The organism is Corynebacterium sp. AOP36-E1-14 (genome assembly GCF_052377495.1).
Taxonomy (GTDB): domain Bacteria; phylum Actinomycetota; class Actinomycetes; order Mycobacteriales; family Mycobacteriaceae; genus Corynebacterium.
Map to the genome: position 1 here is coordinate 36,037 of NZ_JBQSWV010000004.1, position 11,478 is coordinate 47,514.

Consider the following 11,478-nt stretch of genomic DNA (forward strand, 5'->3'; position numbering starts at 1 on the left):
TTTCGTACGCCCGGACGAGCCGGTAGGCGCTACCGTCGAACTAGCGTGCGCTGACCTGTCCGAAGCGCGAGGCAACCGGTGCGAGCACCAGCGGACGGGTGGCGAACAGGATGCCGATGGTGAGCAGCACGCCACCGAGCATCCAGAAGAATCCGCCCCAGCCGTCCACCGGGGTGCCGGCGAACATGTGGTTCAGGTTCTTGGTCATACCGGTGGCGAACACCAGGAAGACGTGGGCGACGATGAACAGGACGAAGAAGAGCATCGTCGGGAAGTGGATCTTGCGTGCCACCGGGGCGGGGTAGATCTTGTTGAGCTTGGTGGCGTTCTTCGGCCACCATTCGCTCATGCGCAGACCGGAGATGATCGCCAGCGGGGCGGCGATGAACACGACCAGGAAGTACATGATCTGCTGCAGGCTGTTGTAGTTGACCCAGCCGTTCTCCGCGGGCCACTGCATCGAGGCGTACTGCAGCATCGACGACAGCGCGTTGGGGAAGACCTCCCAGCTGGTGGGCACGATCCTGGCCCAGTGGCCGGAGACGAACAGCATGACGATGAACGCCAGGCCGTTGACCATCCACAGCACGTCGAGGGAGGTGTGCAGCCACAGGTGGATGCTGATCTTCTTGCCACCCTTCTTCGGCTGCCAGACCGCCGGCGGCTTCTGCTGCTGACGCACGCGCAGACCGGACTGGATGATCATCGCCATGAAGAAGAAGTTCAGGAAGTGGCTCCAGCGGGCCCAGGCGGGGAATCCGTCGTCGACGAAGTCGGGCAGGTGGTACTCACCGGGGTAGCGCTCCATCCAACTGGAGACGGCGTCGAGTCCGGTGAACCAGCGTGCGCCGAGGATGACCACGGCAGCCAAGACGGCGGCGCCGGCCAGGCCGATGCCGGCAAGCTTGCCCCACTGTCCGAGGGACTTCTCGCCGATCATGACCGGCTCGCGCTTCTTCTTCGGCTTCTCCTTGGTCGCGGTGCCACCAGCCTTCGGCTTGGCAGCGGCCGCGCCCGGGGTCGCCGGAGCACCGGGGGCACCGGGGCTTGCCGGGGCACCAGGAGCACCCGGGCTTGCCGGAGCACCGGGAGCACCGGGGCTCGCCGGAGCACCGGGAGCAGCAGGTGCAGACGGTGCGCCAGGGGCACTGGGTGCAGAGGGAGCGCCCGGAGCGCCGGGAGCCGCAGGAGCCGACGGGGCGCCAGGGGCACCGGGTGCCGAGGGAGCGCCCGGAGCTGCAGGTGCAGACGGTGCGCCAGGGGCACCGGGAGCCGCAGGAGCCGACGGGGCGCCTGGCGCAGCAGGAGCCGACGGCGCACCCGGAGCACCGGGGGCAGCAGGGGCCGAGGGAGCAGCCGGGGCGCCAGGTGCTGCCGGGGCCGCAGGCGCGGAAGGCGCAGCCGGAGCGGAGGGCGCAGCAGGTGCTGCCGGAGCGCTGGGCGCACCCGGAGCACCCGGAGCACCGGGTGCAGAGAGCTTCATCGGAGCACCGGGGGACGCCGGCTCGGAGGGAGCTGACGGGGCCTCCTCTGCGGCAGGAGCCGCAGGAGCCGCAGGTGCGGCAGGGGCCTCAGGTGCTGCCGGGGCGGACGGCGCCTCAGCCGCAGCAGTGGTCTCCGGTTCAGCGGGAGTAGCCGGAGCGGCGGGCGATGCCGGGGCCGACGGCGCGGAAGGCGCACCGGGGGCCTGGGCGACTTGTGGGTCCAGCTTGATGGGCTGGGCCTGGTCGTCGTTGGACATTGTGTAGTCTCCTACTGCTTTCGCTCGTCAATAGCGCTGGTGAGTTGTGGAACTGCCGCACACGGTTCTTTCCTGCGGTCGCCGTCTTCCGTCACGAAGATCTTAGCGTCCGGCATCCCCGGTACTGCAGCAACTGTCGGGCGGCCTGAGTGCCGTTCACCTGACGGGACGTACGGGGCCTGGCACCCCGCCCGCGTCGCCGTCGACGATGAGGTAAGAAGTCGCGCGGTGACCTCGCGGTGACCACGTGACCGGGAAACATACCCGGCAGGTGCGACGGAACTCATGTGACTTGGGCCTCTTCTGAAACGATAACTACCTCAGAGGACAGGATAGCGGACGTGTGCCGCGAGTCACGAAAAACCGCGAATTCGCCTCCGCCCGGCCCGTGCCGTCCCCACCACACCGTCTCACCGTCCCCGGTAGCCTGTAGACAGGCTTACCTCAGTCGCGCCTCACCACCTCACCGTCCCCACCACCACACCACCGACGCGGGAAGCGAGCACCCGACGAATGACCGACCACCCCGAACCGTCCTTCTCCTTCGACCACCTCATCCACGCCACCAACGGTCCCCACGCCACCAACAGCTTCGACGCCACGATGCAGGCCTACGACGCCGTCGGGCTCCCCACCCACGCCGCACTCACGATGCCGGGGTTCCGCAACGCCGCCTGGGGGATCGACGATGAACGCTACGTCGAACTCGCCGTCGTCGAGGACTGGGACGCCGTCGCCGACACACCGTTCGGTGATTCGCTGAGCCTGCTGCGCGCAGTGTTCGACGCCTCAGCCCCGGGCCTGGCCGCCTTCGCCGTCCACGTGCCCGACGCCCACGCCACCGCCGCCTCGCTGCGGGAGAACGGTCACGACGTCCACGTCGCCGACATCCGCCTCGAGGACAGGGACGCCGGATTCACCGAGGTCTTCGTCACCGACACCCCCGCCTGGTTCCCCTTCTTCATCAGCTACGACCCGCCACGGGCCACGATCGCCCGGATGCGTGCCGATCACCGCGTGGCCCAGGGCGGGAGTCCCGAACAACCCAGCACCACCGGCCCGGACATCAGCTGCCTGCTGGTCCGCAGCGACGCCCCGCACGAGGACGCCCACCGCCTCGCCGAGGTCCTGGACCTGCCCGTCCGCGACGACCCACCCGGCGCGACGGTCCCCCTGCCCGGCGCCGAGATCCGCTTCACCCGGGGCTCCCCGACCGGCCTGTACGGGTTCGGGGTCGTCCGCACCGGTCCCGACGGCCTCGCCGGCCCCGTCGAGATCGCCGGCGCCACCGTCGTCCCCGACGACTGAGCACGTCACCGGTCCAGCGCCCTGCGCAGGCGGTCCACCGTCGCCCCGGCATGCTCACTTTGTTCGGGACGTTTCGCCGCCGTCGCCACGACCAGCACCTCCAGCACCGCCACCGTGGGCACGTAGCTGGGGCTGAGTTCGGGGTCGCCGCGTCCTATCCCCAGCGCCACCGTGGCGCGCGGGTCCTCGCTCAGCGCCCCCTCGGTCAGCTGCACCACAGAAAGCCCGAGCTCACCGGCACGGTGGAAGAGTACGTCGCCTTCCGCGGAGGTGCCGTCGTAGGCGAGCATCAGCACCAGGTCGCCGGCGGTCACCGTGGCGAGCTCGTCGGCGAAACCGACCCCGGTGCTGCCGATCGCCACGGCCGGCAGTCCGGCCCGCAGGCACCGCGCCGCGGCGTACTCGGCGATGTGCCGGGAAGGCCCGAAGCCGACCAGGACGATCCGTGTGGCGTCCGCCATCAGTGCGACGGCGGCGACGAGGTCGTCCTCGGCGACGCGCTGCATCAGCGCGTCGGCACCGTCGGCGCGGCGTCGGACGGCCTGGGCGACCTCCCCGTCGCGCAGCGAGGATCCCATGCGTCCGCGCCGCGACAGGTCCTCGGCGAGCCGTTCGCGCAGGTCGTCGAGCCCGGCGAAACCAAGTTTGCGCACGGTGCGCACCACGGTGGCGTCGCTGACGCCCACCGCGCCGGCGAGTCGCAGGGCCGAATGGTGCCCCACGCTGTGCGGATTCGTCGCGATGAACTCCGCCACCTTGTCCTCGGCGGGTGAGAGCTTCCCGCGCCGCGCCTCTATCGTCTCGACCAGGTCCATGTCGTGGACACTACCGTCTTGCGGTGTGCGGACTGCAGCGACGACACGGCAGGTGAGGTGAAGCTCACTTACGGCATGCTAACCTACGGTCCTGCCCACGACTCCGCGCCCCGGATCAAGGAGTAACCCCCTCACATGACCCGCCCCGCCCCGGCCGAGCGCTCCACCGAGCGTCCGGTCGCCTCCGACGGCGAATCGCTGCGCAGCCACGCCTTCGGCGTCCGCTGGCCGTTGTTCCTGCAGGCGCCGCAGCGTCCCCGCGTCGCCGACCCGGTCGTCTACGACGACGACCCCTCCCCCGCCCGTTTCACCTGGCGGGTGATCCTCGGCGCCAAGCGGTTCACCCTCCCCGGCGGTGGCCTGCTGATCGTGTCGAACATCGCCGCGGCCGCGCTGCCGGTCATCGCCGGCGTGGCGATCGACCGGGGCATCGCCGCCGGTGACCTGGGACAGCTGCTGCTCTGGGCGGCGGTGCTGCTGCTCGACGTGGTCGTGATGTCGCTGACCTTCCGCTTCGGCGGACGCCTGGGCTTCTTCGGCATGCAGACCGTGCAGCACCGGCTGCGCATGCAGGTCACCGACCGTCTGCTGGACCCGGCGGGCATGAAGGACCGCCGCCTCGGCGGGGCGATGCTGTCGGTGGCCACCGGCGACGTCTTCCGTCTGGCCGGCACCATGGCGTTGGGCATCTACCCGGTCGGCGAGATCGCCGCGATCCTGGCCTCGGCGGTGTTCCTGCTCACGATCTCCTGGCCGCTGGGCCTGGCGGTGCTCGTCGGCGGCCCGTTGATGCTGTGGCTGATGACCGCCGCCGGACGCCCCCTGCAGCGCCGCAGCCGCGAGCAGCAGGCCCTCGTCGCCGGCGCGACGGGACGCGCCACGGACCTCATCACCGGCTACCGGGTGATCAAGGGGCTGCGCGCCGAGGACGAGGCGTCCGCCCGCTACACCGAGGTCAGCCGCACCGCCCTGGGCGGGGCGTTGCGCGCCCGGACGTCGCGCGCGCTGTTCCTGGTCTCCATGAACACCGTCACCGGCGTCTTCATCGCCGCGCTGACCGTGTGCGCCGCCTGGTTCGCCCTCACCGGGCGGCTCAGCGTGGGCGAACTGGTCGCGGTCGTCGGCGTGACCCAGTTCCTGGTCAGCCCGCTGACGATGCTGCCGACGAACTCCGGGGCGATCTGGGCCACCGGCGTGGCCTCGGCCGAGCGCGTGCTGGAGCTGCTGCGCACCCCCACCGAGCACGCGCAGGACGCCCCGGCCGCTACAGCGCCCGGCGCGTCCGATGCGTCCGGCACGTCCGGCCTGGCGGTCCTCGTCGACGGGGCGACCGTGCTGCGCGCGGCCCCCGGCGAACTGCTCGGCGTGCGTGCCGACGGCACGGCAGGACGCGACCTCGTCGCGCTGCTCGCCGACGGGCGCGCCCCGCACGATGACGGGCACGGTGACGGGCACGGTGACGGGCACGGCGTCCTGCTGGAACAGGACGGCACCACCACCGATGCGGCGTCACTGCCCGTGGAGGACTACCGGACGATCGTGCTCACCGCACCGCACGCCGCCGACCTGTTCGACGGCACCATCGTGGAGAACCTCGACCCGCACGGCACCGGCGGCACCAGCACCGGCCGCATCCCCGGCGCACTGCACGCGGCGTCCTGCGACGACATCATCGACTCCATGCCCGACGGGCTGGCCACACGCGTCGGCGAGGGCGGCACACGGCTGTCCGGCGGGCAACGCCAACGCGTCGCCCTGGCACGCGCCCTGGCCGCCGACCCGCCGGTGCTCGTGCTGCACGACCCGACCACCGCCGTCGACGCCGTCACGGAGAACACCGTCGCCGAACGCCTCGGTGCCGTGCGGGCCGGACGCACGACCCTCGTCGTCACCGGCTCCCCCGCCCTGTTGGCGCACTGCGACCGGGTGGTGGAACTGTGAGCGAGCCGAACCCTGACCCGAACCCCACCCGTCTTCCGGTCGCCACCGGTCGCCGCTGCGTCACCGCGGTGTGGCAGACCCTGGCCGGACGCCGCGGGCTGCTGCTCCTCGCCGCGGTCATCTCCGCCGGGGCCGCCGCCCTGGAACTGGTCACCCCCGCGCTGCTCGGCACCATCGTCGACGACATCTCCGACGGCGGGGACCACCGTCCCGTCTGGCTCTACGGCGCGCTGATCGCCGTCGCCATCGTCGCCGCCTCCGCACTCAGCGTGCTGGGGGTGTGGCTGGCCTCGCGCGTCCTGGAGCGGCTGCTGGCCACCCTGCGCGAACGCCTGGTGACCACCGCACTGCGTCTGCCGCAGGAACGGGTGGAACGCAGCGGCACCGGCGACCTGATCTCCCGGGCCAGCGACGACGTCGCCCAGGTGTCCGAGGCCCTGTCACAGGTGCTGCCCTCGCTGTCGCGCACCGTGTTCACCATCGGGCTGACCCTGGTGGGACTGTTCCTGCTGGACTGGCGTTTCGGGGTGATGTTCCTCGTCGCCGTGCCGCTGTACTGGCTGTCGCTGCGCTGGTACATCCGTCTGGCCCCGCCGCTGTACGCCGCCGAACGCGCCGCCTTCGGCACCCGAGCCCACCACCTGCTGTCGGCGCTCAAGGGCCTGGACACGGTGCTGGCCTACCGCCTGTCCGGCTGGCACGGGGTGCGTACGGCCACGGCGTCGTGGGCGGTGGCCACCTGGGCGCTGCGCGCCCGCACCGTGCAGACCATGTTCACCTGGCGCATCGACCTGTCCTTCGCCGTCGCGGTGTGCGTGGTGCTGTTCACCGGCTACGGGCTGGTGGACGCCAACGCCGTCACCGTCGGTGCCGCGACCACCGCGGTGCTGTACTTCCTGCGGCTGCAGGGCCCGCTGCGCGGACTGATGATGGAGATCGACACGCTGCAGGCCGCCGCCGCGTCCCTGGCGCGCGTCATCGGCGTCACCGACCTCGCGGAAGACGCCGACGGTGCCGACGGTGCCGAGGCGCAGGACGTCCCGGACGATGCAGCCGCGGCGGCTGCGGCGTCCGCGGCGTCCGGCGTGCACCTCGACGCCGTCAGCTTCGCCTACCAGGACGGCGCGCCGGTCCTCCACGACCTGACGTTGACCATCCCCGCCGGCCAACGCGTGGCGGTGGTGGGCACCTCCGGGGCGGGCAAGACCACCCTGGCCGCCCTGATCGCCGGCATCCACCGTCCCACCACCGGCAGCGTCGACGCCCCGGTGAACACCATGCTGGTCAGCCAGGAGACCCACGTGTTCTCCGGCACGCTGCGCGACAACCTCACCCTCGCCGCACCGGGCCGCGACGACGCCGCACTCGTCGACGCCCTGCACCGCACCGGTGCCGGCGGGCTCCTCGAGGAGCTCCCCGACGGTCTGGACTCCCCTCTCGGCGCACAGGGCCACCCGCTCAGCGCGGCGCAGGAGCAGCACCTCGCCCTGACCCGCCTGCTCATCGCCGACCCGGACCTGGTGATCCTCGACGAGGCGACCGCCGAGGCCGGTTCCTCGCAGGCCGCGGTGCTCGACCGGGCGGCGGACGTGGCCCTGCAGGGACGCACCGGCGTGGTCATCGCCCACCGGCTGTCCCAGGCCGCCGTGTGCGACCGGGTGGTGGTCATGGAGCACGGTGTGGTGCAGGAGGACGGCACCCACGACGACCTCGTGGCCGCCGGCGGCCCCTACGCGCGCTTATGGGCGGCGTGGAACGCCAACAGGTGAGCGGCGCACAGGTTCACCCCTGGCTACTATTGACACGGTAACCAACCTTGCGCGTTCACTGCGCGAACACGACGGAAAGCGACAGTGCCGTGACCACTACCCCGACCTTCGGCCCCATCTTCACCGAGATCCGCAAGCGCAGCGCCCAGTACCTGCTGTGGCGCGGCATCTTCGGCGTCATCATCGGCCTGCTGCTGATCTTCTTCCCCTTCGGCTCGGCGATCGTGCTCAGCATCTTCGTCGGTGCCTGGATGATCGTCGACGGCCTCGTCGCCGCCGGTGAGGCCTTCGACCTGAAGAAGGCCGACGCCCCCTGGGGCTGGACGTTGACCGCCGGGATCATCACCGCGATCGCCGGCGTGGCGATCCTGTTCATCCCGGGCATCTTCGCCCTCGTCAGCGCGATGTTCATCCTGATCTTCATGGCCATCGGCCTGGTGTTCAGCGGCATCTCCCAGCTGAACATCCCCAAGGCGCTGCGCAGCGGCTGGACCATCACCGCCGGCATCCTGAACATCATCTTCGGTCTCGTCCTGCTGGTGCTGTCCCTGACCAACCCCGCAGACAACGTCTGGACCCTGGCGATCGTGGCCGGTGTCTTCGCCCTCGTCATGGGTATCTCCTCGATCATCTTCTCCGTCCGTCTGCGCAGGTCGAACAAGGAAAACGCCTGACGTACCGACGGACACGCTGACAGGGCCGTCACAGCGTCCGTCATAGGAGTTGTGCGGTCTCCACGGACGGGTCTACGATCGGTCGCCATGATTACCCGTCCTGGGGACACCTCCGAGTGTTCTTACGCTGTACCCGGCCCTCACCTCGGCCGGCACCTCCGCGACACCGGCGGACGGATGCTGCTGTGGAGAGGCGGGTTGAGCATCGTCATCGGTCTGGCGCTGCTCGTCTTCCCCATCGGCACCGCCACCGTGGTGGGTCTCGTCATCGGCCTGTGGCTCGTGGTCGACGGCGTCAGCACGATGGGGCTGGCCTTCCAGCAGCGCTCCCACGCCGCCGCGTGGGGCTTCACCATGTTCTCCGGCGTGGTCACCGCCGTGGCCGGTGTCGCCATCCTGCTCTTCCCCGTTGCCTTCGCCGTGATCGGTGCCCTGGCCGTGCTGTGGATCATGGCGCTGGGCCTGGTCATCACCGGCATCGCCCGCACCGCGTCCCGCGCCGGAGGATGGAGCCTGGCCACCGGCCTGCTCAACATCATCTTCGGTGTGCTGCTCGGCGGCCTGGCCCTGGCCGAGCCCACCGGCGGTCTGGTCGCCCTGGCCTGGCTGCTCGGCGTGTACGGCCTGCTGTTCGGGATCCTGTCCGTGGTCATCGGAATCAGGTTGCGCCGGGGCCGGTAACCGGGGCGTACGGTCGTGGACATGACAACCAACGACCATGACGTCAACACCGAAAAGCACGTCCCCCTCTCCCTCATCGACTTCGCGACCGTCTTCAAGGGCGAGACCTCCCGGGAGGCCTTCCTGCGTTCCGTGGAGCAGGCACAGCTCGCCGAACGTCTGGGCTACTCCCGGATCTGGTACTCCGAGCACCACAACATGTCGTCGATCGCCTCCAGCGCTCCGGCCGTGCTCATCTCCCACATCGCCGCGAAGACCGACAGCATCCGGCTGGGTTCCGGTGGTGTGATGCTGCCGAACCACTCCCCCCTTGTCATCGCCGAACAGTACGGCACCCTCGCCGAGCTCTACCCGGGCCGCATCGACCTGGGAGTGGGACGCGCCCCCGGCACCGACCAGCGCACGGTGATGGCGCTGCGTCGCGACCCGCGCTCCGCCGAGTCCTTCCCGGAGGACGTCCGCGAGCTGCAGGGCTACCTCGCCGGACGCTCGCGCGTGCCGGGCGTGACGGCCATCCCGGGCACCGACACCCACGTGCCGGTGTACGTCCTGGGCTCCTCCCTGTTCGGCGCGAAGCTCGCCGCGCAGCTGGGTATCCCCTACTCCTTCGCCTCCCACTTCGCCCCGGACGCGTTGAAGGAGGCCGTCTCGGTCTACCGGCAGACCTACCAGCCGTCGAAGGAGCACCCGGAGCCCTACGTGATCGCCGCGGTGAACGTGACCACCGCCGACACCGAGGCCGAGGCCCTGGCACAGAGCGAGAAGGTCCGCCGTGCCCGCGTGGAGACCATGGCCCTGCGCGGACGCAAGGTCTCCGAGGAGGACCTCGACCTGTTGATGTCCTCGCCGGCGGCTGACCAGATCTTGTCGATGCTTAAGTATTCCGCGGTGGGAACCGGCGAACAGGTACGCGAGTACCTCGAGGGCTTCACCGCCACCGCGCAGGCCGACGAACTGATGGTGGCGATCCAGTCGCCGTCGACTGAGGGATCGCTGAGGGCCATGGAGATCCTCGCCGACTCCTGGGGCCTGTCGCGCCCGTAGCGACGCCGCCCCCGACGGGCGCCGGGGTACCCCTGTAGCGCCTGTAGTGCCCATAGCGTCAGTTCATACCTGCACTACAAAGGCACCTTTTCGACCCGTCGGAGCTCCCCCTCATTTTCACCCCCGATAGCTCCGCGCGGACCCACCCCCCTTTCTTCGGCGACACCCTATGCTGACCTCGGCATAAGTACTTTCCACACCCCACGCACGGGCGGACACACCCGCCCGGGTAACCCACCCGAACCTATCTTCTGCTTAGGGTGCACTTTGCTGCATCACGTTCACCTCGGATACGCTGCCGCTGAACGAGTTTCGCTCAGTGAGTTCGAGCCTCGCCCCCGGGTCCTTCTGACGTTGACCCCGGGGCACGGGGCCGACAAAGAAAGGGAATCCGCCGAATGCGCACCATCCTCCGACGCAGGTCCAGCCGAGCGCTGGCCGTGTCCATGACCGCCGTGCTCTCCATGGGAGCACTCGCCGCCTGCTCGTCCGACGACGACTCCAGCTCGTCCGACAACGGCGACTCCGACACCCGCACCGTCACCGACGCGCGCGGTGAGGTCGAGATCCCCGCCGACCCCGAGCGCGTCGCGGCCTTCGACAACCGCATCTTCCAGGTCCTCGCCGACTGGGACATCGACCTGGTCTCCGCACCGGTCACCCTGATCCCGGACACCATCGAGAAGTACCACGACGACGAAGATATCCACGACACCGGTTCACACCGCGAGCCGAACCTCGAGGAGCTCGTCGCCGCGGAGCCGGACCTCATCATCACCGGCTACCGTTACTCCAGCCAGTACGACGAGATGGCCGAGCTGCTGCCGGACACCCCGATCATCGACCTGAGCTTCGGCCAGGACGCCGAGGGCGAGGACAACCAGCCCCTGGAGGACACCCTCAAGGAGATCACCAACCTGATCGGTGAGGTCTTCGAGAAGGAGGACGAGGCCGAGGCTCTGGTCGAGGACTTCGACGAGGCCAAGGACCGCGCCAAGGCCGCGTACAACCCGGATGAGACCGTCATGGGTCTGCTGACCTCCGGTGGCGACATCAACTACTCCGCACCGTCCACCGGCCGCTCCGTCGGCCCGGTCTTCGACATGCTGGACCTGACCCCGTCCTACGACCACGACGGTTCGTCCAACCACCAGGGTGACGACATCTCCGTCGAGGCCATCGCCCAGTCCAACCCGGACTGGATCCTGGTCCTGGACCGCGACGGCGGCACCTCCGCCCGCGACGAGGCCGACTACGAGTCCGCCGCCGAGCTGATCGCCGACTCCGAGGCGCTGCAGAACGTCACCGCCGTGGAAGAGGACAACATCGTCTACTTCCCGCAGGACTTCTACACCACCGAGGACATCGAGGCCTACACCGAGGTCCTCAACTCCATCGCCGACGCCTTCGAGGCTCACGACTCGGAGTAGTCCCCCAAGCTAGAACCGCACGGCCCCTTCCGGGTCGAGCACGCGCCCGGGAACGGGACATCCTCACCGCAGGTG

10 protein-coding genes are annotated in these 11,478 nt (G+C 69.9%); 8 read left to right on the forward strand and 2 right to left on the reverse strand.

Annotated elements, in window-relative coordinates; translation table 11 throughout:
* Positions 1 to 40: 40 nt before the first annotated feature.
* Positions 41 to 940: a cytochrome b/b6 domain-containing protein gene (locus ACT3TD_RS02960; RefSeq protein ID WP_301442554.1), complete on the reverse strand. Its 900-nt coding sequence runs from the start codon at positions 938 to 940 to the stop codon at positions 41 to 43.
* A gap of 134 nt (positions 941 to 1,074) precedes the next feature.
* On the opposite strand from ACT3TD_RS02960, the gene ACT3TD_RS02965 reads away from it, so the two are divergent.
* Positions 1,075 to 1,635 carry a hypothetical protein gene (locus ACT3TD_RS02965; protein ID WP_301442555.1) on the forward strand — a complete coding sequence of 187 codons (561 nt, stop codon included), beginning with the start codon at positions 1,075 to 1,077 and terminating at the stop codon, positions 1,633 to 1,635.
* Between the two features lie 619 nt (positions 1,636 to 2,254).
* A complete protein-coding gene (locus ACT3TD_RS02970; RefSeq protein WP_301442556.1) occupies positions 2,255 to 3,049 on the forward strand; it encodes a VOC family protein in 795 nt (264 codons plus the stop codon).
* Between the two features lie 5 nt (positions 3,050 to 3,054).
* Here the strand turns inward: ACT3TD_RS02970 and ACT3TD_RS02975 are convergent, their stop codons facing one another.
* Positions 3,055 to 3,864, reverse strand: a complete 810-nt coding sequence (locus tag ACT3TD_RS02975) for a MurR/RpiR family transcriptional regulator (protein WP_301442557.1) — start codon at positions 3,862 to 3,864, stop codon at positions 3,055 to 3,057.
* 135 nt (positions 3,865 to 3,999) lie between these two features.
* Between ACT3TD_RS02975 and ACT3TD_RS02980 the strand changes: the two genes are divergently transcribed.
* From ACT3TD_RS02980 to ACT3TD_RS03005, 6 genes are all read left to right on the forward strand, one after another.
* On the forward strand, positions 4,000 to 5,805 hold the full coding sequence (locus ACT3TD_RS02980) for an ABC transporter transmembrane domain-containing protein (RefSeq protein WP_441579459.1): 1,806 nt from the start codon (positions 4,000 to 4,002) through the stop codon (positions 5,803 to 5,805).
* Complete coding sequence (locus tag ACT3TD_RS02985; protein WP_301442389.1) at positions 5,802 to 7,574, forward strand: ABC transporter ATP-binding protein; 1,773 nt, start codon at positions 5,802 to 5,804, stop codon at positions 7,572 to 7,574. The genes ACT3TD_RS02980 and ACT3TD_RS02985 overlap by 4 nt, the downstream gene beginning before the upstream one ends.
* Before the next feature lie 89 nt (positions 7,575 to 7,663).
* Positions 7,664 to 8,248, forward strand: a complete 585-nt coding sequence (locus tag ACT3TD_RS02990) for an HdeD family acid-resistance protein (protein WP_301442388.1) — start codon at positions 7,664 to 7,666, stop codon at positions 8,246 to 8,248.
* Between the two features lie 87 nt (positions 8,249 to 8,335).
* Positions 8,336 to 8,929, forward strand: a complete 594-nt coding sequence (locus ACT3TD_RS02995) for an HdeD family acid-resistance protein (protein ID WP_441579460.1) — start codon at positions 8,336 to 8,338, stop codon at positions 8,927 to 8,929.
* Positions 8,930 to 8,950: 21 nt separating this feature from the next.
* On the forward strand, positions 8,951 to 9,973 hold the full coding sequence (locus ACT3TD_RS03000; RefSeq protein ID WP_301442386.1) for an LLM class flavin-dependent oxidoreductase: 1,023 nt from the start codon (positions 8,951 to 8,953) through the stop codon (positions 9,971 to 9,973).
* 398 nt (positions 9,974 to 10,371) lie between these two features.
* Positions 10,372 to 11,403: a siderophore ABC transporter substrate-binding protein gene (locus ACT3TD_RS03005; RefSeq protein ID WP_301442385.1), complete on the forward strand. Its 1,032-nt coding sequence runs from the start codon at positions 10,372 to 10,374 to the stop codon at positions 11,401 to 11,403.
* Positions 11,404 to 11,478: the final 75 nt, after the last annotated feature.